This window comes from Paracoccus subflavus, assembly GCF_004310345.1.
In the GTDB taxonomy this organism is placed as follows: domain Bacteria; phylum Pseudomonadota; class Alphaproteobacteria; order Rhodobacterales; family Rhodobacteraceae; genus Paracoccus; species Paracoccus subflavus.
Window position 1 is genome coordinate 51,442 of record NZ_SISK01000004.1, and the last position, 21,394, is coordinate 72,835.

Sequence of the window (21,394 nt, forward strand, 5' to 3'; positions counted from 1 at the left end):
CGGATGTCCAACGGGGCGGGAATGGTGCCGGTTGAGGGGATTGAACCCCCGACCTTCGGTTTACAAAACCGCTGCTCTACCGCTGAGCTAAACCGGCGTGCTGCATGACGCGAGGATCAGATAGCCCCTGGCCGCGATTTCCGCAAGCGCCCGCGTGCGGCGAAACCCGTTTGAAACCCGTTTGACTGTGCGGTTCGCCCCGCTACTGTGCGCCAGCCCGGTTCGGGCGGCAAGAGGATCGGTGCTACGATGCAGATGGTGTTTCACCTGGGGGTCCACGGGACGGACGACGGCAGGCTGCTGAAAACGCTGCTGAAGAACCGCGACTGGTTGACGGCGCACGGCACCGACGTCATCGCCCCCGACCGCCACGGCGGCCTGTTCGAGAAGGCGCTGGCATCGCTTAAGGGGGGGCGCGCCACGCCCGAGATGCAGCAGATCCTGCTGGACGCCGTGCTGCATGGCGAGGCGCCGGCCCGCGCGGTCTTTTCCACGCCGACCTTCATGGGGGCGCCGGGCCGGGCGGTGGGGCAGGGGGGGCTGTATCCGCAGATGGGCGCGCGGGCGGCGGCGCTGGCCAACCTGTTTCCCGATCACGACATCGAGTTCTTTGTGGCGATCCGCAACCCGGCCAGCCTGATCGCCGAAGTGCTGTCGATCTTTACCGGCGGCGGCTATGACGCGCTGATGCAGGGCTGCGGCCCGCTGGATCTGCGCTGGCGCGATCCGATCCAGGCGCTGCTGCGTGCGGTCCCCCGCCGCCGCGTGGTGATCTGGTGCCACGAGGACGTGCCCCTGATCTGGCCCGAGATCGCCCGGCTTATCGGCAACATTCCCCCTGACGCGCCGCTGAAGGGCGGGACGCTGTATCTGGAGGAAATCCTGGGCCAGGATGGCATGGCCTGCCTCAAGGAAGCGCTGGCGGCCCAGGATCAACTGTCGGTCGCGCAGCGCCGGACAATCTCGTCCCAGGTCATGCAGACCCACGCCCTGCCCGCCGTCCTGGATCAGATGATCGACCTGCCGGGCTGGACGCAGGACACCGTGGACCGCGTGACGGACCAGTACCGCACCGAGGTGGCGCAGATCGCGGTGCTGTCGGGGGTGGAGTTCGTGCTGGTATGATGTTCTGCCGCCTGCCGGCGCGGTTTCTCTCAGGATCGGCGGGCGACCTGCCCGGCCAGGTCGGCCAGATCGCGCGCCACCAGATCCCAGTCTTCTTCGGGCTTCAGATCACGATCCTGGCCCGGCCCGTATTCTGTGGGCCGGGCAAAGAACGCCGTCCCCAGACCCGCGGCACGCGCGGCTGCCAGATCGCGGTTGTGGGCCGCCACCATCACCACCTGTTCCGGCCCAAGGCCGAAGGCGCGGGCTGCGGCAAGATAAACCTCGGGACGGGGCTTGTAGTCCTGCGCGATCTCGGCGCCCAGGACCGCGTCCCACCGCAAGCCCGCAAAGCGCGCCAACCGGGCCGATAAGGCAATCGAGGCGTTTGAACAGGGCGCAAGCAGGCCAAAGGGCCGCAGCCTGTCCATGCCTTGATGGACATCCGGCCAGGGCGGCAGGCATTCCCAGGCGCGGTTCAGGGCGTTCCGCGCCGCCTCGTCGAAGGCATCGGCGATTCCCATGGCGGTCAGGGTCTGGTCCAGGTTCTCGCGGTGCAGCAGGTCCAGCGGAACATAGCCGCGGCTTCCGGAACGCACCCGTTCCATCGCGGGATCATAGCAGGCGCGCCAGTGATCGGCAAAGGCATAAGGATCGACGGACAGCCCCCGGCATCCGAACGCCTCGCGGGCTGCGTCAGCGATGCCCTGCCGCCAGTCAACCAGCGTTCCGAACACGTCGAAGATGAAGGCACGGTCCATGGAACGCTCCGCAATGTCATGAAACCTTGCTGCCACGAGGCGACCCGCCGCGCCAGCCCCTTCGACACCCGGACCATCGACCGAGAGAAGGGCGCAACAAAAAAGGGTGCCCTTGGGCACCCTTTGTGATTGCCCGGCCTGACGGTCGGGCCGGTTGGACAAGACCTTACTTGATCTTGCCTTCCTTGTATTCGACATGCTGACGGACAACCGGGTCGAATTTGCGGACGGTCATCTTTTCGGTCATGGTGCGGGCGTTCTTCTTGGTCACGTAGAAGTGGCCCGTGCCGGCGGTCGAGTTCAGCCGGATCTTGATGGTGGTCGGCTTGGCCATGTCATTGCTCCTGCTTCGGGGCAATCGCGCGGCGCAGACCCCGTGGAATTCGTGTGAAGCCCGGCTTTTACCCGCCGATACGGCAAAGTCAACCCGAATCGCCGGGAAAACGACCGAATGCGCGGAGGGCCTGTAAGCCGGATTCTGTCCACCGCATGATGCGGCTGGATGACCATTCCTCTGGCCCGGCGGTTGCCCGCCGGATCAAGCTGCCTACCCGGACCTGCTGGGGCAAGGCGGCCCTGCGGGGTTTCCCCCGCGCGCGGTCCCTATTCGGCATTGCTCCCGGTGGGGCTTGCCATGCGGGGCCTGTTGCCAGGCCCCCGGTGGGCTCTTACCCCGCCGTTTCACCCTTGCCTGCACGGATGCAGGCGGTCTGTTCTCTGTGGCGCTTTCCCTGGGGTTGCCCCCGCCGGGCGTTACCCGGCACCGTCGCCTCATGGAGTCCGGACTTTCCTCGACAGGTCGCCCTGCCGCGGTCATCCAGCCCTCCGCGCGCGTCCGATATGGCGGGGCAGGCGAGGCGCGTCAATGGAAAACCCCCGCTGCGGGGCAGCGGGGGCTTCGGATCGGCGTTCAGGCCGGATCAGCTTGCGGCCAGGTTGCGCAGCACATAGTGCAGCACGCCGCCGTTCTTGAGGTATTCGATTTCCACCTCGGTATCGACACGGGCCTTGATCTGGATTTCCTTCACCCTGCCGTCGGCATAGCGGATGGTGCAGGGCACCAGCGACAGCGGCTTGAAATCGCCCGCCAGCCCGTGGATCGAGACGACCTCGTCGCCTTTCAGGCCCAGCGTCTTGCGGTTCTCGCCCGGCAGGAACTCGAACGGGACGACGCCCATGCCGACCAGGTTGGACCGGTGGATACGCTCGAAGGACTCGGCGATGACCGCCTTGACGCCCAGCAGGCTGGTGCCCTTGGCCGCCCAGTCGCGCGACGACCCGGCCCCGTATTCGATGCCGCCAAAGATCACCAGCGGCGTGCCCGCCTCCTGATAGGCCATGGATGCGTCGAAGATCGTCGTCTGCTGCCCGTCCGGCCCTTTGGTGTAACCGCCCTCGACCCCGTCCAGCATCTCGTTTTTGATGCGGATGTTGGCAAAGGTGCCGCGCATCATGACCTCGTGGTTGCCGCGGCGAGAGCCGTAGCTGTTGAAGTCCCTGGGCGCGACCTGACGTTCCAGCAGGTACTGGCCTGCGGGCGTGGTGGGTTTGAACGAACCGGCCGGGCTGATGTGATCGGTGGTAATCATGTCGCCCAGGATCGCCAGCACGCGCGCCCCGTCGATGTCGCTGATGACGCCCGCTTCCCTGGCCATGCCCCGGAAATAGGGCGGGTTCTGGATATAGGTCGATGTCGGCGGCCAGTCATAGGTTTCGCTGTCGGTGACCTCGACCGCCTGCCAGCGTTCGTCGCCCTTGAACACGTCTGCGTATTTCGACTGGAACGCCTCGCGCGTGACCGTGGCGTGGACCAGATCGGCGATTTCCTGGTTTGTCGGCCAGATGTCCTTGAGATAGACATCGCGGCCTTCCGGGGTCTGGCCGATCGGATCCTTGGTCAGGTCCACGTTCAGGTCGCCCGCGATGGCATAGGCCACGACCAGCGGAGGCGAGGCCAGGAAGTTCGCGCGCACGTCGGGGCTGATGCGGCCTTCAAAGTTGCGGTTCCCGGACAGAACGGCGGTGGCGACCAGATCGTTGTCGTGGATCGCCTTGGAAATCGCCGGATCGCCCAGCGGCCCCGAATTGCCGATGCAGGTGGTGCAGCCATAGCCCACCAGGTTGAAGCCCAAGGCATCCAGATCCTCTTGCAGGCCTGCCGCTTCAAGGTATTGCCCCACGACCTGCGAACCGGGCGCCAGGGATGTTTTCACCCAGGGCTTGCGGTTCAGGCCAAGCTGGCGCGCCTTGCGGGCAACCAGTCCCGCCCCGATCATCACATAAGGGTTCGAGGTGTTGGTGCACGACGTGATGGCCGCGATCACCACGGACCCGTCCCTGATCGTGTAATCCGTGCCCTCGACCGGAGCCGTCCGCAGCGCGTCCCTGACCATCACCTCGCCATCGTCCTGCGCGCCCCCGCGATAGTCGGCGACCACCTTGCCGAAGGTCTGGGCCGAGTCGGTCAGCGGCAGGTAATCCTGCGGACGCTTGGGACCGGAAATCGCCGGCACGATGGTGCCCATGTCCAGTTCCAGCGTCGAGGAATAGACCGGGTTGTAATCCGCGCCGCGCCAGAAGCCGTTTTCCTTGGCATAGGTTTCGACCAGGCTGATCCGGTCCTCGTCCCGGCCGGTGTTGCGCAGATAGCGCAACGTTTCGTCGTCGATCGGGAAAAAGCCGCAGGTGGCGCCGTATTCGGGGGCCATGTTGGCGATGGTCGCGCGGTCGGCCAGCGGCAGGTTGTCCAGCCCCTCGCCATAGAACTCGACGAATTTGCCGACGACGCCGTGCTTGCGCAGCATCTGCACGACCTTCAGCACCAGGTCGGTGGCGGTGGTGCCCTCGACCATGCGGCCGGTCAGCTTGAAGCCCACGACTTCGGGGATCAGCATGGATACCGGCTGGCCCAGCATCGCCGCCTCGGCCTCGATCCCGCCGACGCCCCAGCCCAGCACGGCCAGGCCGTTGACCATGGTGGTGTGGCTGTCGGTGCCGACCAGGGTGTCGGGATAGGCGACCAGATCGCCGTTCTGGTCGGTGTCGGTCCAGACGGTCTGGGCCAGGTATTCCAGGTTCACCTGATGGCAGATGCCGGTGCCGGGCGGCACCACGCGGAAATTCTGGAACGCGTTCTGGCCCCATTTCAGGAACTGATAGCGTTCGATGTTGCGTTCGTATTCCAGATCGACGTTGCGCTGGAAGGCGCGGGGATTGCCGAACTCGTCGATCATCACCGAATGGTCGATCACCAGATCGACCGGGTTCAGCGGATTGATCTTCTGCGCGTCTCCGCCCAAGGCCTTGATGCCGTCGCGCATCGCGGCCAGATCCACCACCGCCGGAACGCCGGTGAAATCCTGCATCAGCACGCGGGCCGGGCGATAGTTGATCTCGCGCGGGTTCTTGCCGCCGAGGCTGGCCCATTCGCCGAACGCCTTGATGTCATCGACGGACACGGAAAAGCCGCCATCCTCGAACCGCAGCAGGTTTTCCAGCACCACCCTCAGCGCGGCGGGCAGTTTGGAAAAATCGCCAAGCCCGGCCTCGGTCGCGGCGTCGATCGAGTAATAGGCATATTCGCGACCGGCCGCGGTCAGCCGGCGGCGGGTCTTGGCGGTGTCGGTTCCGATCTGGATGGGCATGGGGGCCTCCCTGTCTGCAAAGGGGATGGGTCGGGCATGGATGCGCCTGCTTTGCCCCATGCCGCCATCCAGCGCAAGAGAGTTGCACGGTAATTTGTATGCAATCGCATACCATATTTGGCCGCCGTGTCGCGTCGGCCTGCATGGGGGTGCCGAAATGATTAACGAAGCCTTGATTTGTTCCCGCCCGGTGCGCGAGGCTAAGCAGGGAGGCGTGTTCACGACCAGGGATTCCCGAATGCTGGCTGCAACGGCCGCCTTTCGCAGCAGATGTCTGGCTGCAGCCGTGCTGTGCGGCCTTTTCGCCGGTTCGGCGGACATGGTCTTGGCGCAGGAAATCGGCCGTGACAGTCCGGCCGAGGCGGCCGGGGAACGCGGCGCCGTCGCCGGGCAACCCGACCCCGGCGCCGATCGTGACAACCCGCCCGTGATCGAGGCGCCGCACGATCCGGGACGATGGGCACCGTCCGCCGGCTATGCCCCGACCGAACTGGGCGGCGCCAACAGCTTTGCGGCCACGGACGTCCCCCCCATGGAAAGCTATGGCTTCAGCGATGCCGTGCCGGTGGTGGTCGAACTGTTCACCTCGCAGGGCTGTTCGTCCTGTCCGGCGGCCGATGCCATGCTGTCCGCGCTGGCGGACAAGGCCGACATCCTGCCCTTGTCCTATCATGTGGATTACTGGGACTATCTGGGCTGGGCCGACAGCTTTGCCCGGCCCGAGTTTTCGAAGCGCCAGGAAAGCTATGCCCGTGCGGCCGGCGAACATGCCGTCTATACGCCGCAACTGATCGTGGCGGGCAGCGATACCGCCCTGTCGCTGGGGCCTGCGCAACTGATGGGCCTGATCGACGCCAGCCGGTTCGCCCCCGCCCTGGTCAGCGTGCAGCGCAAGGCCACCCCCGAAGGCCAGGTCATCAAGCTGATGCCCTTGTCCGACCTGGGCGATCGGATCCAGATCCTGCTGGTCCGCTATGCCCCCCGGCGGACGGTCGATGTGACGGGGGGCGAAAACTATGGCAAGCGCATGACCTATGCCAACGTCGTGCTGTCGCTGGAGGTGCTTGCCGAATGGGACGGCGCGGCCCCCCTTCGCGTGACGGTCAAGTCCAGCGGGCTTGCCGATGACAGCTTTCCGGCCGACACGCGGCATGCGGTGCTGGTGCAGCGGGAACTGGGTCGCAGGGGACTGCCCGGCCCGATCCTGGCAGCCGTTCGGCTGGATTGACGGTCCCTCCGCAGGGGCTTGCCGCGCCGCGCGCGATCGGGGAAAACGGCCCTGCCCGATCTGAAAGGATGCCTGCCATGAAGGAACCGAAGCCCTGGGTGATCCCGGCCCTGGAATGGGGTCCGCTGATCCTGTTCTTTGCGGTCTTCATGCTGAACCGGGGCGGCGATGTCAGCCTGTGGGGCCGGGATTATTCACCTCTGGTCTTTGCGACGCTGCTGTTCATCCCGGCGATCCTGGCGGCGACGCTGATCCGCTGGCGGCTGACCGGGACGCTGGCGCCCATGCAGATCGCCACGCTGGTTCTGGTCGTGGTCTTTGGCGGGCTGTCCGTCTGGCTGAACGACCCGCGCTTCTTCAAGATAAAGCCGACCATCATCTATCTGCTGTTCGCCGGGCTGCTGGGATTCAGCCTTGTGACGCGGCGCAACTGGCTGGGGATGATCCTGTCCGAGGCGCTGCCCATGGACGCTGAGGGCTGGCGCAAACTGACCCTGCGCATGGCGATGATGTTCGCGGCCTTGGCGCTTGCCAACGAGATCGTATGGCGCACCATGTCCGAAACCGCCTGGGTCTATTTCAAGACCTTCGGAATGCCCTTTCTGATCTTTGCATTCCTGATGGCGAATGCGGGCCTGTTCAAGGCGCACGCGCTGCCTGCCGCCGAAAAGGACACGGACGGCTGAGATGGATGCGCGGACGGTGCTGCTGCCCGCAAGCCAGGCCCGGCTGGCGGTGTATCTGATCAACATGGACGGCGCCGACGAAAGAATGGCGGCCATGCAGGCCAAGCTGGCGAAGGCGAACCTGCCGTTCTTCCGGATTGCCGGCATCGACGGGAAGACGCTGCGCTATCCCATTCCCGAGTTCAGCGAGCGCAGCTACAGGTTGCTGCATGGCCGCCGCACATCCCCCGCGGAAATTGGCTGCTATCTCAGCCATGTCGCCTGCGCGCGGGCGTTTCTGGACAGCGATGCCGACCTGGCCCTGATCCTCGAGGACGACGTATCCTTTGCGCCCGATTTTCTGGACATCCTCGACCGGGCGGCGGGACAGCGCGACTTGTGGAACATCCTGCGGCTCAGCACGGTGAACGACGGGCGCAAGTTTGCGGTCCGCAGGCTGGGCCCTCGCCATGCGCTGGCCATCGCGCTGACGCGCGAAAAGGGGGCGGGCGCCTATGTCGTCGACCGCCGTGCGGCAGGCTGGATCGTCACCGATCTTGTGCCGATGCGGCTGGCCTATGACATCGCCTTTGACCTGGAGTATCTGGCGGGGCTACGTGCCTGCTTTGTGTTGCCGGTGCCCGCCAGCCAGGTGTCGGATCATCCGACCCAGATCCAGTCCACCCGTCTGGACTACAAGCTGCCGCGATGGCGGTATCTGACCGTGCTGCCGTATCGTGCATGGCTGGAACTGTCGCGCTTTGCCTGCCGGGGCTTGCGGCTGCTGGGCGCGCGCCTGCGATCAGGCGCGAAACGGCTGGGGCTGGGCAGGCCCGGCCAGCAGGCGTGACCATCGCGGCTCGATCCGGCCGGGCAGGCGGGTGCGCAGCATCGGCAGGGACAGCGCCCAGGGCTGGAACAGGGCGGTGCGATAAAAGTCGAACAACCCGCGCCGCAGATAGGGCGTCCAGTGCGACAGGCGCCGGGGATGGCGTTCCACCGGAAAACCCAGCCTGTCCAGCACGTCGAGGGTCGGTTGATCGTCGATCTGCACATCGACCCAGTTTGCCGCCGGGCGTGCCAGCCCGAACCCGATCGCGGATCGCCGGCCCCTGTCCAGCCATATCTCCATCGCGAAATCGAACAGGTCGTTCTCGCGCGAGGTGATGTTCAGCACTTCGGCCCGCCGTCCGGCCGGGCTGTCCAGCGCCGCGGCCGCCGTGTCCCGGAACTCGGCCCCGGCCAGCAGCACGATCCGGCCGATGCTGCCCGGATCGGCATGGTGAAGGGCCTGCAAGGCAACCCGCGCGCCCAGCGAATGCCCGATCAGGGCCACCGGCCTGCCGGTTTCCGCGGCGAGATCCGAAACAAGCGCTGCGACCCTGCGGCCCGCATCGCCCGCACGCCGATAGGCCCGGCCCAGCAGGCCCCGCGCCTCCCATCCGAAGGCAACGGCCAGCCCCTCGTCGTCACGTCCCGATCCGAATCCCAGGGCGCGCGGCCATGACAGGGTGCTGCCATGGGCCGGATCGGGGTCCAGCGACAGGATGTGCCGATGGGGATCGCATCGAAAGGCCGCCGGAGAATAGCGATAGCCGTGGATCATCACGACGATCGGGGCATGGGCGGGCAGGGAACGTCCATCCCAGCCCAGGGCGTCGGGCAGCGCGCGATCTGTAGCATCGACCTTGAGTACCGGCATGATGCGACTCCTGTGTCCTGAGCCGGAAATGGCCGAAGGGTGCAACATCGGCGTGAAAGAAGCGTTAAAGCTGCGTGACGGGCGTTGCCTGTGTCTGTCTTGCGCCAGCGGCGCAGGCTGGAACGCGCTGATCCGGGGCCAGACCTTTTTCGGCATTGAATTTTCCCTGTGATACCGCCTATGTTGCAACCATGCGCCGATGCGCCCACAATTTCGGGTTGCAGGCGCTCACAGTTTCGCAGCGCGGCACCTCTACCGGATCACAAGAACGGCGGCATGTGTCACGCGGAAAACCCCGCCCGTGATGCGCATCGTTGTGCGGCCGGGCGTATCGGACAGCGGCGCAGCGGCCTTGGCCCCGCGCCAGTTTCAAGGAACGACGCGATGACGCGCGCAAGGGACGGACAGGATCGGAACGGGGGGGCTGACAGCCCGTCCCGAACGACGGCCATGTCCCCTGCCGCGCCTGCGTCCCCATCACAACGCGGCCGGCCCCTGGGGGTGTCACTGGCACCGCCCGGCGCGCGGCTGCGCGAAAGACAAAACAATGGCAAAGAAAATGCTGATCGACGCCACCCATGCCGAGGAAACTCGGGTGGTCGTGGTGGACGGAACCAAGGTCGAAGAATTTGATTTCGAGACCGTAAACAAACGACAGATTTCCGGCAACATCTACCTGGCCAAGATCACGCGGGTCGAACCCTCGCTGCAGGCGGCCTTTGTGGATTACGGTGGAAACCGCCATGGATTCCTGGCTTTTGCGGAAATCCACCCGGACTATTACCAGATCCCGGCCGCCGACCGCGCGGCGCTGATGGCCGAGGAACGCGCCTATGCCGAGGCCCAGGAGGCCGAGGACAGCGCGCGTGCCAAGCGCCGTCAGGCAAAGGCCGAGCGCAGGGCTTCCGACGACGAAACCGTTCAGGACAGCGCCGAGCTGTCCGACGAGGACGCCGAGCGGGCCGATGACGCGGCTGCTGCCGAGGAAGACCGGCAGGCTGCTGGCGACGGGGCCGAGGACATGCCGTCCGAGGCCGCAGACAAGGACGACACCATCGAATCGGTCGGTGACGACGATGTGACCGAGGAGATCCACCGTTCCAAGAAGCCGCGGGCCCGCCGCTACAAGATCCAGGAAGTGATCAAGGTCCGGCAGATCATGCTGGTCCAGGTCGTCAAGGAGGAACGGGGCAACAAGGGCGCCGCCCTGACCACCTATCTGTCCTTGCCGGGCCGTTACTGCGTTCTGATGCCCAACACCGCGCGCGGCGGCGGCATCAGCCGCAAGATCACCAACGTCGCTGACCGCAAGAAACTCAAGGACATCGCGGCGGAACTTGATGTGCCGAAAGGGGCCGGCCTGATCATCCGGACGGCGGGCAGCCAGCGCACCCGGACCGAGATCCGGCGCGACTATGAATACCTGCTGCGGCTGTGGGAACAGATCCGCGACCTGACCTTCAAGTCCGTCGCCCCGGCGGCGATCTACGAGGAAGGCGACCTGATCAAGCGGACCATCCGCGATCTCTACAATGCCGAGATCGACGAGGTTCTGGTCGAGGGCGAGCGCGGCTATCGCACCGCCAAGGACTTCATGAAGATGATCATGCCGACCCACAGCCGGGCGGTGCAGCAGTACAAGGACCAGATGCCGCTGTTCGCGCGCTATCAGGTCGAAAGCTATCTGGCCGGGATGTTCAATCCGACCGTGCAGTTGAAGTCGGGCGGTTACATCGTCATCGGCGTGACCGAGGCGTTGGTGGCCATCGACGTGAACTCGGGTCGGGCCACCAAGGAAGGCTCGATCGAGGAAACCGCGCTCAAGACCAATCTTGAGGCCGCCGACGAGGTGGCGCGCCAGTTGCGCCTGCGCGACCTGGCCGGGCTGATCGTCATCGACTTCATCGACATGGAGGAACGGCGCAACAACGCCGCGGTCGAGAAGCGGATGAAGGACAGGCTGAAATCCGACCGCGCGCGGATTCAGATGGGCCGCATCTCGGGCTTTGGCCTGATGGAGATGTCGCGCCAGCGGCTGCGTCCGGGGATGCTGGAATCGACCACCCAGCCCTGCGCGCATTGCCACGGCACCGGCCTGATCCGGTCCGACGACAGCCTGGCACTGACCATCCTGCGCGCCATCGAGGACGAGGGCACCCGCAAGCGGTCGCGCGAGGTTCTGGTCAAGGCGCCGGTTGCGGTTGCCAACTTCCTGATCAACCAGAAGCGCGAGCATATCGCGGGGATCGAGGCGCGCTATGGTTTGTCGATCCGGCTCGAGGCCGATCCGGCCCTGATCTCGCCCGATTTTGCGATCGACAAGTTCAAGACCGCCACCCGCAACGTTCCCGAGGCCGGCGCTTCGGTCCTGTCCGTCGATGCCGACCTGATGGCCCAGATCGACGATGAGGACGAGGACATGATCGAGGAAGCGGTTTCCCCCGACGAGGACGAGGAAACCGCCGAGACACTGGCCGCCGAGGATGAGAATGGCGACGGCCCATCGCGCCGCCGTCGCCGCCGCCGCCGCAGGAAGGGAGGCGACCGGTCCCAGGACGAGGCCGCCGATGCGGGCGATGGTTCAGACGATGCCGGCGAGGATGCCGAGGCAGCGGATGCGGACGACGCCATGGATGCCGAGGGGAATGGCCGCCGCCGCCGCCGCTCGCGCCGCCGGCGCAATGGCGACCTGCCTCCGGCCGAAGGATTGCCCGAGGTCGTCGATCTCGAGGAACCCCCCCACCAGGCCGTCGAGGGCCTGCCCGGCCTGAATGCGCGGCCCGAAACGGCATGGGAGTCCGGGGCATCGGCGGAAGAGGGCGAGATCGTTCCCGTGACGGAACTCGCCGTCGAACCGCAGCCGGCCAAGGAACAGCCAATGCACGCGGACATCGTGTCCCAGCCGGTGCAGCCAGACACGACGGCCATTGCCGAGGCGGTTCTGCTTGACGCCACCACGGCCAGCGCGGGGGATCAATCCCCTGATCCGGTCGCAGAACCGGCACAGTCGGCCGAATCCAAATCGGCCGGGCCTGCCGCGCCCCTCGACCGCGAGCCTGAAATGGCCGAGGCCGATGCCGACCGCCCCAAACGCCGCGGCTGGTGGTCGGGCAACCGCTGAACCCGTGACGGGGCGCAGGATGACTGCGCCCCGCACACAAAGGCGTGACGCCATGCCCTATGGCCCGTGGCGTCCCAGCGGATAAGGTGCCGGTCATGCTGGGAATCGAGCTTGCCACCGCCGCCTTTCTGCCCGCCGCCCTGATTGCGCTGCTGGCGGGCATCCTGTCCTTTCTGTCGCCCTGCGTGCTGCCTATCGTGCCGCCCTATCTGGCCTATATGACCGGGGTCGGGGTGAACGGGCTGCAGGCGCGGGAACGCAGCGCGGTCTTGCCGGCCCTTTTCTTCGTGCTGGGCCTGTCCACAGTCTTTCTGGTGATGGGCTTTGCGGCCTCTGCCCTGGGTCGGACATTCCTGCAATACCAGGGCATCCTGTCCCAGATCGCCGGCGGGTTCGTGATCGTCATGGGCCTGCATTTCCTGCGGGTGATCCGAATTCCTTTTCTGGATCACGAGGCCCGCATCGACGCGGGCGCCCAGGACGGCGGCGCCTTTGGCGCCTATCTGCTGGGCCTGGCCTTTGCCTTTGGCTGGACGCCCTGCATCGGTCCGCAACTGGGCATGATCCTGTCGCTGGCGGCCACCGGGGGCGAAATGACCCGAGGCACTGCCCTGCTTGCGGTCTATGCCTTTGGACTGGGAATTCCCTTCCTGCTGGCGGCGATCTTCATCAACCGGGCCATCGGGCTGATGAACCGCGTCAAGCCCTGGCTGCACATCATCGAACGCGTGATGGGCGTGTTGCTGGTCATCGTCGGCGTCATGCTGATCACCGGAGCGTTCTCGGCCTTTTCCTATTGGCTGCTGGAAACATTTCCGGGGCTGGCTAGCCTAGGCTAGGGACAGGATCATTCCACCCGCGGCGCCCGTGGCGACCACCTCCCAAGCCGGCCTGTTCCAGCGCGCCAGCATCAGAAACAGGATTACCGCAAGGGCGAAATCGGCCCTGCGGGAAACCCCTGCGGTCATCACCGGGTCGTAAAAGGCGATGGTCAGGATACCCACCACGGCGGCATTCGCCCCCGCCAGCAGGTGCCGCGCCCAGGGCCGGGCGGAAATCGCCGCCCAGAAGGGCAGGGCCGCCGCCATCAGCAGGAATCCGGGCAGGAAGATCATCACCAGCCCGATCGCCGCGCCCGGCAAGCCTGCCGCGACCTGTCCCAGCCAGCCCGCCAGCGTGAACAGCGGCCCCGGCATGGCCTGTGCGGCACCATAGCCGGCCAGGATGCTGGCCTCGGGAACCAGTCCTTGCGATCCCGCGGCAAGCAGGGGCAGCACCACATGGCCGCCGCCGAACACCAGGGCGCCTGCGCGATAGAACAGGTCGGCCAGCCGCCAGCCTGTCCCGGCACCCGCCAGCAGCGGCAATCCGACCAGCAGCAGCGCAAAAACCGCCAGACAGGCGACCGCCCCGCGTCGTGACGGCCCGCGCAGCGTCTGACCCTGCGGGCCGGGCGCTCCGACCCCCAGAGCCAGTCCGGCAAGGCCGCCCCCGGTGATCACCGCAACCTGCGCCCCCGCCGTCATCGGCATCAGCGATAGTGCGGCCAGCGCCGTCAGGGCGATTGCCGCGCGCGGCCCGTCCGGCGCCAGACTGCGCGCCATGCCCAGCACGGCATGGGCAACCACCGCCGCCGCGGTGACCTTCAGTCCTGCGATCAGCCCCCCCGGCAGGCCCGTATCGGGCGGGGCGGTGCCCAGGATGGCGGCCAGCCCCACCATCAGCGCCGCCGAGGGCAGGGTAAAGCAGACCACCGCGACCAGCGCCCCCGGCAGCCCGCCGCGCTGCCAGCCCAGCGCGAACCCGGCCTGCGAAGAGGCCGGGCCGGGCAGGAACTGGCTCAGCGCAAGGATCTGGGCGAATGTCTCGTCGCCGACCCAGCGGCGCCTGACCACCAGTTCCTGCCGGAAATAGCCCAGATGGGCGATGGGTCCGCCAAAGCTGGTCAGGCCCAGCTTGAGAAAGGTCCAGGCGATGTCGCCAAGAATGCGGTTCATTTGCGCGATCCTGAAACGTTTGTGTGACCCCGGCATGACAGCGCCCGGCCTGCACCGCAGCGTGACCCGAAAAGCCGCGCAATCCCAGTAGCAACGGGCGGTTTTTCGCGCTATGCTGATCGGCAGACCCGGACAAACCGGGCATGACAAGAGGCAGTGACGGCGGTATTCCCATGACCGAGATGGTCTTTGGCACGGCGCCCATACGGGCGGGCGACCCGATTCTTCCGCGCTGGTGGCGCACTCTGGACAAATGGTCGCTGGCCTGCGTGATGGGGCTGTTCGCGGTCGGCATCCTGCTGGGACTGGCGGCCTCGGTGCCGCTGGCGGAAAAGAACGGCCTGCCGCGCTTTTATTACGTCCAGCGTCAGGCGGTGTTCGGCGGTCTGGCCCTGGTCACCATGCTGGTGATCTCGACCCTGCCGCCGCGCCAGATCCGGCGGATCGGGGTGCTGGGCTTTGCGGCGGCATTCGTGCTGCTGCTGCTGCTGCCCTTTATCGGGCAGGATTATGGCAAGGGCGCGACGCGCTGGCTGTCCATCGCGGGCATCTCGCTGCAGCCGTCGGAGTTCCTCAAGCCCGGTTTTGTGGCCATCTGCGCCTGGTTCATGGCCTCCGCGCAAGCGGTGGGGGGCCCTGCGGGCAAGACATATTCCTTTGTGGTGGCCGTCGTGGTGGTGGTCCTGCTGGCGTTGCAGCCGGATTTCGGACAGGCCTCGCTGGTGCTGTTTGCCTGGCTGGTGATGTTCTTCGTGGCCGGGGCGCCGATGCTGTTTCTGATGATCGTGACGGGGATGGCGCTGGGCGCGGGTGCCTTTGCCTATGGGGCGTCCGAACACTTTGCCCGCCGGATCAACGGGTTCCTGTCGCCCGACATCGACCCGCGCACCCAGATCGGCTATGCCACCAAGGCCATCCAGGACGGCGGCTTCTTTGGCGTCGGCGTGGGCGAGGGGTCGGTGAAATGGTCGCTGCCCGATGCGCACACCGACTTCATCATTGCCGTCGCGGCCGAGGAATACGGCACCGTCATGGTGCTGCTGGTGATCGCGCTTTACTGCACCATCGTCGTGCGGTCGCTGCTGCGGCTGCTGCGTGAACGCGATCCGTTCACACGCATCGCGGGGGCGGGGCTGGCCTGCGCCTTTGGCGTGCAGGCGCTGATCAACATGGGCGTGGCGGTGCGCCTGTTGCCTGCCAAGGGCATGACGCTGCCCTTTGTCAGCTATGGCGGCTCGTCGGTCATCGCCTCGGGCATCGCTGCGGGGATGCTGCTGGCCCTGACCCGCACACGGCCCCAGGGCGAACTGGCCGACATCCTGCGCAGGGGCCGCTGATGGCCGTTTCCGCGCAGGCACCCTTGGCCCTGATCGCCGCCGGAGGCACCGGCGGGCACATGTTCCCCGCGCAGGCCCTGGCCGAACTGCTGCTGTCCGAGGGCTGGCGTGTCCGTCTGTCCACCGACGACCGGGGTGCGCGCTATGCGGGCGATTTCCCCGACGCGGTCGAACGCAGCGTCGTGCGGTCGGCCACCATCGCGCGCGGCGGGCTGGTGGGCACGCTGACTGCGCCGCTGAAGATCGGCCTGGGCGTTCTGGCCGCGCGGGCCTCGTTCCGCAGGAACCGCCCCTCGGTGGTGATCGGCTTTGGCGGCTATCCGACCATTCCGGCCATGGCTGCGGCGGTCACGCTGGGCCTGCCGCGCATGATCCATGAACAGAACGGCGTCATGGGCCGGGTGAACCGCCTGTTCGCCCCCCGCGTGCAGCGGATCGCCTGCGGCACCTGGCCCACGGATCTGCCGGCGGGCGTTACAGGGCTGCACACCGGAAACCCGGTGCGCCAGGCGGTGCTTGACCATGCCGCCACCCCCTATGCCCCGCCGGGTGAGGGGCCGCTGCACCTGCTGGTGATCGGCGGGAGCCAGGGCGCGCGGGTCCTGTCCGACGTGGTGCCCGCCGCCATCGCCGCGCTGCCAGCCGACATGCGCCCGCGCCTGCGCGTCAGCCACCAGGCCCGGGCCGAGGATCACGACCGTGTCGCCGCCGCCTATGCCGATGCCGGGATCGCGGCCGAGGTGCAGCCGTTCTTCGCCGACGTTCCCGAACGGCTGGCCAGGGCGCATCTGGTCATCAGCCGGTCGGGCGCCTCGTCGCTGGCCGACATCACCGTGATCGGACGTCCCGCCATCCTGATCCCCTACGCCGCGGCCGCAGGCGATCACCAGACCGCCAATGCACAGGCCCTTGCCGAAGTCGGAGCGGCGCTGATCCATCCCGAATCGGTGCTTGACGCGCCCGGCCTGACGCGAGACATCCGCGCGATCCTCAATGACCCTGCCCGCGCCAGCCAGATGGCGGCGGCGGCCCTTTTCCTTGCCCGCCCGGATGCGGCGCGGCGCCTGTACGACCTTGTCACGGAGATAGCCCGATGAACGCCGCCACCAAACTGCCGCACGAACTGGGGCCGATCCACTTTATCGGCATCGGCGGCATCGGCATGTCGGGCATCGCCGAGGTGCTGCTGACGCTCGGCTATGAGGTTCAGGGCAGCGACGCCAGGAAATCCAAGATCACCGACCGTCTGGAAACCCTGGGGGCGCGCGTGTTCGAGGGCCAGCGGGCCGAGAATCTTGGACAGGCGGGCGTCGTGGTCATGTCCACCGCGATCAAGAAGGGCAACCCCGAGCTTGAGGAGGCGCGGCGCCGCGGCCTGCCCGTGGTCCGCCGGGCCGAGATGCTGGCCGAACTGATGCGGATGAAATCCAACATCGCCATCGCCGGCACCCACGGCAAGACCACGACCACGACCATGGTCGCGACCCTGCTGGACGCTGGCGGGCTGGACCCGACCGTCATCAACGGCGGCGTGATCCATGCCTATGGGTCCAACGCACGGGCGGGCGCCGGGGAATGGATGGTGGTCGAGGCCGACGAATCCGACGGCAGCTTCAACCGCCTGCCCGCCGACATCGCCATCGTGACCAACATCGACCCCGAGCATATGGAGCATTGGGGCAGCTTCGACGCGCTGCGCCAGGGGTTCCTGAACTTCGCCTCGGGCATTCCGTTCTACGGGCTGGCCGTCTGCTGCACCGACCACCCCGAGGTTCAGGCCCTTGTGGGCAAGCTGACCGACCGGCGCGTGGTCACCTTCGGCTTCAATGCCCAGGCCGACGTGCGCGCCATGAACCTGCGTTACGAGAACGGCATCGCGCATTTCGACATTGCCTTGCAGGGCGAAGGCCCGACCGAGACCGGCGATCTGGAAATGATCGAGGGCTGCACCCTGCCGATGCCGGGCGACCACAACGTGTCGAACTGCCTGGCGGCCGTTGCCGTCGCCCGGCATCTGGGCATCAAGAAGGCCGAAATCCGCGAGGCCCTGGCGAAATTCGGCGGGGTCGGGCGGCGCTTTACCCGCGTGGGCGACGTGGGCGGCGTCACCATCATCGACGACTACGGCCACCACCCGGTCGAAATCGCCGCCGTGCTGAAGGCCGCGCGCCAGGCCACAAAAGGCCGCGTGATCGCCGTCCACCAGCCGCACCGCTTTACCCGCCTGTCCAGTCTGTTCGACGATTTCTGCACCTGCTTCAACGAGGCCGACGTGGTCGCCATCGCCGAAGTCTATGCGGCGGGCGAAGACCCGATTCCCGGCGCCACCCGTGACGATCTGGTGGCGGGCCTGATCGCCCATGGCCACCGCCACGCCCGGGCGATCCTGGACGAGAACGACCTTGAACGTCTGGTCCGCGAACAGGCTCGGCCCGGCGACATGGTGGTCTGCCTGGGGGCGGGCACCATTTCCACCTGGGCCAACGGCCTGCCGGAACGGCTGCAGGGGCGGGCCGCGTGACGGCCGATCTTGTCATAACGGCGGCCATCGGCCTGGGATGGCTAGCGCTGGCCCTGTTGCAGCCCCGGTTGCATCCCCGGCAGCGGGCGCGGGCCTTCTGGGCGCTTGTGGGGGTGGGCATTCCGTTGCTGGGCTGGCTGACCCTGACCGGGGGCCCGATCGCCGGCGTGACGGGTCTGGCCCTGGGCATCGCCATGTTGCTGCGCGCCCCGCGCCGCCGGGATGTCAAGCGCCCCGCCCCGCCACTGGACTGACCGGCGGCCGATTTTGATCGGCACGCGGTGCCAAGGGCCGACGGCATCGGGCCGGCGGTTGACCAGGGCCACCCCGCTGGCTACCACCGTCTCCATGATGACCGACCTTCCCCCCGTTCGCGGCACCCTGACCCCCGACCGTCCCCTGGACGCCCTGACATGGCTGCGCGTCGGCGGCCCGGCCGACTGGCTGTTCCAGCCGGCCGACGAGGATGACCTGGCCGATTTCCTGCGCGATCTGGACCCTGCGGTTCCGGTCTTTCCGATGGGCGTCGGCAGCAACCTGATCGTGCGCGACGGCGGCATCAGGGGGGTGGTGATCCGGCTGGGCCGGGGCTTCAACGGAATCACCGTCGATGGCGACCGCGTGACCGCCGGCGCCGCCGCCCTGGATGCCCATGTCGCGCGGCGGGCGGCGGACATGGGGCTGGACCTGACCTTTCTGCGCACCATCCCTGGCAGCATCGGCGGCGCGGTCCGCATGAACGCCGGCTGCTATGGCGCTTATGTCGCCGATCACCTGATCGAGGCGCGGGCCGTTTCGCGCCGGGGTGACCGGATCGTCCTGACCCGCGACGAGTTGCGCTTTGCCTATCGTCATGCCGAGTTGCCCCCAGGATGCATCGTGACCGAGGCCATCTTTCACGCGATCCCCGGCGATCCCGATGTCTTGCATCGCAGGATGGCCGACCAGCTTGCGCGACGGGACGAGACGCAGCCCACCAGGGATCGCAGCGCAGGCTCGACGTTCCGCAATCCGGCGGGGTTCAGTTCGACCGGACAGGCCGATGATGTCCACGATCTCAAGGCCTGGTCGCTGATCGACCGGGCGGGCCTGCGGGGCCACAGTTGGGGCGGAGCGCAGATGTCGGAAAAGCATCCGAACTTTCTGCTGAACACGGGCGGCGCCACGGCGGCCGAACTCGAGGCCCTGGGCGAACTGGTGCGTCGCCGCGTGCTGGAGGACAGCGGCCACGACCTGCAATGGGAGGTGATCCGGATAGGAGATCCACAGCCGGGCTCAACCACGGATTGACAGGCGATTCAGCCAACAATCTTTGGCAGATAACCAGAATTGCTCTTTTGCGATTTGCGCGCATCCGCTATCCTTGACAGGCAAGCGCAGGATCGGGGCCAACCCGGCCGCGCGGGGCAGGACAATCCCGGACCAACCGGGGCGAAAGGCAAAACGTGGCGGGCAGGTCGAGCAGGACAGCCCATACCGTAGCCGTTCTGATGGGCGGACCCTCGGCCGAGCGAGAGGTGTCGCTGTCGTCGGGACGCGAATGCGCGAATGCGCTGCGGATGGCGGGCTATGAGGTGATCGAGGTCGAACTGGGCCCGGATCGCGGCGGCGATCTGGTGGCACGCCTGGCCGCCTTGCGCGCCGATGTCGTCTTCAACGCGCTGCATGGCCGATGGGGCGAGGATGGCTGCGTCCAGGGCATCCTGGAATGGCTCGACCTGCCCTATACCCATTCCGGCGTCCTGGCCTCGGCCCTGGCGATGGACAAGACCCGGGCCAAGGACGCGCTGCGTGGGGCGGGGCTGCCGGTGGTGGACAGCGTCATCGCCTGCGCGGCCGAAGTCCGCGCCCGCCATGTCCTGCCGCCACCCTATGTGGTCAAGCCGAACGACGAAGGCTCGTCGGTGGGCGTCTATATCGTCCATGACGGCGCCAACCAGCCGCCGCAGTTGGCCCCGACCATGCCGGCGCATGTGATGGTCGAAACCTATGCGCCCGGGCGCGAACTGACCACCGCCGTGATGGGCGACCGCGCCCTGGGCGTGACCGAGATCGTGACCGAGGGCTGGTACGACTATGCCGCCAAGTATTCGGTCGGGGGCTCGCGTCATGTGATCCCGGCGGACATTCCCACGGACATCACGGCCGCCTGCCTGGACCATGCGCTGCGTGCCCATCAGGCGCTTGGCTGCCGTGGGCTGTCGCGCACCGATTTCCGCTGGGATGACGCGCGCGGCCTGGACGGGCTGATCATCCTCGAGGTGAACACCCAGCCCGGCATGACGCCGACGTCGCTGGCCCCCGAACAGGCCGCCCATGCCGGGATCGACTTTCCGGCATTGATGCGGTGGATGATAGAGGACGCGCTGTGCCGGACGTGATCGACCACCGCCCGAACCGCCCCTCTCTGCCCGAGCGGATCAAGCGCGATCCGGCCCCCACGCGACTGCAATACCGGCTGGAACGCATGTGGCTGCGGCCGATCTGGCGGCAGGCCGTGCGGGTGGGCGTGCCGTCCTTTCTGATCGCCCTGACCGCCGGGCTTTGGCTGGCCGACGAGGATCGCCGCGCAACGCTGACCGGCGGCGTCCGGCAGGTGATGGACAAGGTGCAAAGCCGCGAGGAGTTTCTGGTTCGCACCATGACGGTCGAGGGCGCCTCTCCGGTCGTGGACAAGGCGCTGCGGGCGATGCTGCCGGTGGAGTTGCCGGCCTCCAGCTTTGACATCGACCTGACGGCCTTGCGGTTGCAGGTGATGCAGCTTGACGTGATCGAATCCATCGACCTGCGCATCAAACCGGGCGGCATCCTGTCGGCGGTGGTCAAGGAACGCGAGCCCGCGATCCTGTGGCGCCATGCGCGCGGCATCGACATTCTTGACCGGTCTGGCCACCGCGTCGCATCGGTCACGGCACGCGACGTGCGCGCGGATCTGCCGCTGATCGCGGGCGACGGGGCCGACCTGGCCGTCACCGAGGCCCTGGCCCTGATTGATGCCGCCGGGCCGATCCTGCCCCGCGTGCGCGGACTGGTCCGCCGGGGGGAACGCCGCTGGGATCTGGAACTGGATCACGGGCAGCGGATCATGCTGCCGGCGGACGGCGCCGTGATCGCCCTGCAGGCGGCGATGGCGCTGGAACGGTCGCAGGACATGCTGGGCCGCGACATCGTGGCGGTGGATTTGCGCAATCCGTCCCGCCCGGTGCTGCGGTTGGGGATCGAAGCGCGCAACACGCTGCGTCAGGCGCGGGGCCAGCCGCTGCTGGGACCGGACGGCAGGATCATTCAGGACGAAGAAAAGACGGAGGGTTGAG

The 21,394-nt window shown here is 67.1% G+C and carries 19 protein-coding genes, 1 tRNA gene and 1 other RNA gene; 14 read left to right on the forward strand and 7 right to left on the reverse strand.

Features of this window, described 5'->3' with window-relative positions:
- Positions 1 to 22: 22 nt before the first annotated feature.
- Positions 23 to 97, reverse strand: a tRNA-Thr gene (locus EYE42_RS06785).
- A 152-nt stretch (positions 98 to 249) separates the two neighbouring features.
- On the opposite strand from EYE42_RS06785, the gene EYE42_RS06790 reads away from it, so the two are divergent.
- Positions 250 to 1,125, forward strand: coding sequence for a hypothetical protein (locus EYE42_RS06790; protein WP_130990564.1), 876 nt, complete (start codon positions 250 to 252; stop codon positions 1,123 to 1,125).
- 29 nt (positions 1,126 to 1,154) lie between these two features.
- On the opposite strand, the gene EYE42_RS06795 is transcribed toward EYE42_RS06790, so the two are convergent.
- The 4 genes from EYE42_RS06795 to acnA form a co-directional block, all read right to left on the reverse strand.
- A complete protein-coding gene (locus tag EYE42_RS06795) occupies positions 1,155 to 1,865 on the reverse strand; it encodes a haloacid dehalogenase type II (RefSeq protein ID WP_130990565.1) in 711 nt (236 codons plus the stop codon).
- A gap of 166 nt (positions 1,866 to 2,031) precedes the next feature.
- Complete coding sequence (rpmG, locus tag EYE42_RS06800) at positions 2,032 to 2,199, reverse strand: 50S ribosomal protein L33 (protein WP_089389030.1); 168 nt, start codon at positions 2,197 to 2,199, stop codon at positions 2,032 to 2,034.
- A gap of 117 nt (positions 2,200 to 2,316) precedes the next feature.
- An RNA gene (rnpB, locus tag EYE42_RS06805) (RNase P RNA component class A) lies at positions 2,317 to 2,694 on the reverse strand.
- 91 nt (positions 2,695 to 2,785) lie between these two features.
- The gene (acnA, locus tag EYE42_RS06810; RefSeq protein WP_130990566.1) at positions 2,786 to 5,509 is read right to left on the reverse strand and encodes an aconitate hydratase AcnA; all 2,724 of its coding nucleotides are present in this window, start codon (positions 5,507 to 5,509) and stop codon (positions 2,786 to 2,788) included.
- 238 nt (positions 5,510 to 5,747) lie between these two features.
- Between acnA and EYE42_RS06815 the strand changes: the two genes are divergently transcribed.
- The 3 genes from EYE42_RS06815 (at position 5,748) to EYE42_RS06825 (ending at position 8,252) form a co-directional block, all read left to right on the forward strand.
- On the forward strand, positions 5,748 to 6,737 hold the full coding sequence (locus EYE42_RS06815) for a DUF1223 domain-containing protein (protein WP_246020621.1): 990 nt from the start codon (positions 5,748 to 5,750) through the stop codon (positions 6,735 to 6,737).
- A 77-nt stretch (positions 6,738 to 6,814) separates the two neighbouring features.
- Entirely contained in the window at positions 6,815 to 7,423 is a 609-nt protein-coding gene (locus EYE42_RS06820) for an inner membrane-spanning protein YciB (protein ID WP_130990568.1), read from the forward strand.
- Between the two features lies 1 nt (position 7,424).
- Positions 7,425 to 8,252: a glycosyltransferase family 25 protein gene (locus tag EYE42_RS06825; RefSeq protein WP_130990569.1), complete on the forward strand. Its 828-nt coding sequence runs from the start codon at positions 7,425 to 7,427 to the stop codon at positions 8,250 to 8,252.
- Here EYE42_RS06825 and EYE42_RS06830 read toward each other — a convergent pair.
- Positions 8,205 to 9,104, reverse strand: a complete 900-nt coding sequence (locus EYE42_RS06830) for an alpha/beta fold hydrolase (RefSeq protein WP_130990570.1) — start codon at positions 9,102 to 9,104, stop codon at positions 8,205 to 8,207. The genes EYE42_RS06825 and EYE42_RS06830 overlap by 48 nt on opposite strands.
- Between EYE42_RS06830 and EYE42_RS15980 the strand changes: the two genes are divergently transcribed.
- From EYE42_RS15980 to EYE42_RS06840, 3 genes are all read left to right on the forward strand, one after another.
- Positions 9,103 to 9,276 carry a hypothetical protein gene (locus EYE42_RS15980; RefSeq protein ID WP_165455732.1) on the forward strand — a complete coding sequence of 58 codons (174 nt, stop codon included), beginning with the start codon at positions 9,103 to 9,105 and terminating at the stop codon, positions 9,274 to 9,276. The two genes, EYE42_RS06830 and EYE42_RS15980, sit on opposite strands and share 2 nt — an antisense overlap.
- A gap of 375 nt (positions 9,277 to 9,651) precedes the next feature.
- Positions 9,652 to 12,225: an Rne/Rng family ribonuclease gene (locus EYE42_RS06835; RefSeq protein WP_130990571.1), complete on the forward strand. Its 2,574-nt coding sequence runs from the start codon at positions 9,652 to 9,654 to the stop codon at positions 12,223 to 12,225.
- A 95-nt stretch (positions 12,226 to 12,320) separates the two neighbouring features.
- A complete protein-coding gene (locus EYE42_RS06840; protein WP_130990572.1) occupies positions 12,321 to 13,064 on the forward strand; it encodes a cytochrome c biogenesis CcdA family protein in 744 nt (247 codons plus the stop codon).
- Here EYE42_RS06840 and chrA read toward each other — a convergent pair.
- Positions 13,056 to 14,222: a chromate efflux transporter gene (gene chrA / locus EYE42_RS06845; protein WP_211657908.1), complete on the reverse strand. Its 1,167-nt coding sequence runs from the start codon at positions 14,220 to 14,222 to the stop codon at positions 13,056 to 13,058. The two genes, EYE42_RS06840 and chrA, sit on opposite strands and share 9 nt — an antisense overlap.
- Positions 14,223 to 14,395: 173 nt before the next feature.
- Here chrA and ftsW point away from each other — a divergent pair, with 173 nt between their 5' ends.
- From ftsW to EYE42_RS06880, 7 genes are all read left to right on the forward strand, one after another.
- Positions 14,396 to 15,559: a putative lipid II flippase FtsW gene (gene ftsW, locus EYE42_RS06850; RefSeq protein ID WP_130990775.1), complete on the forward strand. Its 1,164-nt coding sequence runs from the start codon at positions 14,396 to 14,398 to the stop codon at positions 15,557 to 15,559.
- Positions 15,559 to 16,656, forward strand: a complete 1,098-nt coding sequence (locus EYE42_RS06855) for a UDP-N-acetylglucosamine--N-acetylmuramyl-(pentapeptide) pyrophosphoryl-undecaprenol N-acetylglucosamine transferase (protein ID WP_130990574.1) — start codon at positions 15,559 to 15,561, stop codon at positions 16,654 to 16,656. The genes ftsW and EYE42_RS06855 overlap by 1 nt, the downstream gene beginning before the upstream one ends.
- Positions 16,653 to 18,080, forward strand: a complete 1,428-nt coding sequence (gene murC, locus EYE42_RS06860) for a UDP-N-acetylmuramate--L-alanine ligase (protein ID WP_130990575.1) — start codon at positions 16,653 to 16,655, stop codon at positions 18,078 to 18,080. The genes EYE42_RS06855 and murC overlap by 4 nt, the downstream gene beginning before the upstream one ends.
- On the forward strand, positions 18,077 to 18,334 hold the full coding sequence (locus EYE42_RS06865) for a DUF2484 family protein (RefSeq protein ID WP_165455733.1): 258 nt from the start codon (positions 18,077 to 18,079) through the stop codon (positions 18,332 to 18,334). The genes murC and EYE42_RS06865 overlap by 4 nt, the downstream gene beginning before the upstream one ends.
- Before the next feature lie 94 nt (positions 18,335 to 18,428).
- Positions 18,429 to 19,370, forward strand: a complete 942-nt coding sequence (gene murB, locus EYE42_RS06870) for a UDP-N-acetylmuramate dehydrogenase (RefSeq protein WP_130990776.1) — start codon at positions 18,429 to 18,431, stop codon at positions 19,368 to 19,370.
- Between the two features lie 200 nt (positions 19,371 to 19,570).
- Entirely contained in the window at positions 19,571 to 20,461 is an 891-nt protein-coding gene (locus tag EYE42_RS06875) for a D-alanine--D-alanine ligase (RefSeq protein WP_246020650.1), read from the forward strand.
- Entirely contained in the window at positions 20,449 to 21,393 is a 945-nt protein-coding gene (locus EYE42_RS06880) for a cell division protein FtsQ/DivIB (protein ID WP_246020623.1), read from the forward strand. Before EYE42_RS06875 ends, EYE42_RS06880 begins: the two co-directional genes overlap by 13 nt.
- The last annotated feature ends 1 nt before the right edge of the window (position 21,394 follow it).

Coding starts and splice junctions, on each gene's coding strand:
- EYE42_RS06790 (WP_130990564.1), top strand. CDS start 250: ATGCAGATGGTGTTTCACCTGGGGGTCCACGGGACGGACGACGGCAGG.
- EYE42_RS06795 (WP_130990565.1), bottom strand. CDS start 1,865: ATGGACCGTGCCTTCATCTTCGACGTGTTCGGAACGCTGGTTGACTGG.
- rpmG (WP_089389030.1), bottom strand. CDS start 2,199: ATGGCCAAGCCGACCACCATCAAGATCCGGCTGAACTCGACCGCCGGC.
- acnA (WP_130990566.1), bottom strand. CDS start 5,509: ATGCCCATCCAGATCGGAACCGACACCGCCAAGACCCGCCGCCGGCTG.
- EYE42_RS06815 (WP_246020621.1), top strand. CDS start 5,748: ATGCTGGCTGCAACGGCCGCCTTTCGCAGCAGATGTCTGGCTGCAGCC.
- EYE42_RS06820 (WP_130990568.1), top strand. CDS start 6,815: ATGAAGGAACCGAAGCCCTGGGTGATCCCGGCCCTGGAATGGGGTCCG.
- EYE42_RS06825 (WP_130990569.1), top strand. CDS start 7,425: ATGGATGCGCGGACGGTGCTGCTGCCCGCAAGCCAGGCCCGGCTGGCG.
- EYE42_RS15980 (WP_165455732.1), top strand. CDS start 9,103: ATGATGCGACTCCTGTGTCCTGAGCCGGAAATGGCCGAAGGGTGCAAC.
- EYE42_RS06830 (WP_130990570.1), bottom strand. CDS start 9,104: ATGCCGGTACTCAAGGTCGATGCTACAGATCGCGCGCTGCCCGACGCC.
- EYE42_RS06835 (WP_130990571.1), top strand. CDS start 9,652: ATGGCAAAGAAAATGCTGATCGACGCCACCCATGCCGAGGAAACTCGG.
- EYE42_RS06840 (WP_130990572.1), top strand. CDS start 12,321: ATGCTGGGAATCGAGCTTGCCACCGCCGCCTTTCTGCCCGCCGCCCTG.
- chrA (WP_211657908.1), bottom strand. CDS start 14,222: ATGAACCGCATTCTTGGCGACATCGCCTGGACCTTTCTCAAGCTGGGC.
- ftsW (WP_130990775.1), top strand. CDS start 14,396: ATGACCGAGATGGTCTTTGGCACGGCGCCCATACGGGCGGGCGACCCG.
- EYE42_RS06855 (WP_130990574.1), top strand. CDS start 15,559: ATGGCCGTTTCCGCGCAGGCACCCTTGGCCCTGATCGCCGCCGGAGGC.
- murC (WP_130990575.1), top strand. CDS start 16,653: ATGAACGCCGCCACCAAACTGCCGCACGAACTGGGGCCGATCCACTTT.
- murB (WP_130990776.1), top strand. CDS start 18,429: ATGATGACCGACCTTCCCCCCGTTCGCGGCACCCTGACCCCCGACCGT.
- EYE42_RS06875 (WP_246020650.1), top strand. CDS start 19,571: ATGGGCGGACCCTCGGCCGAGCGAGAGGTGTCGCTGTCGTCGGGACGC.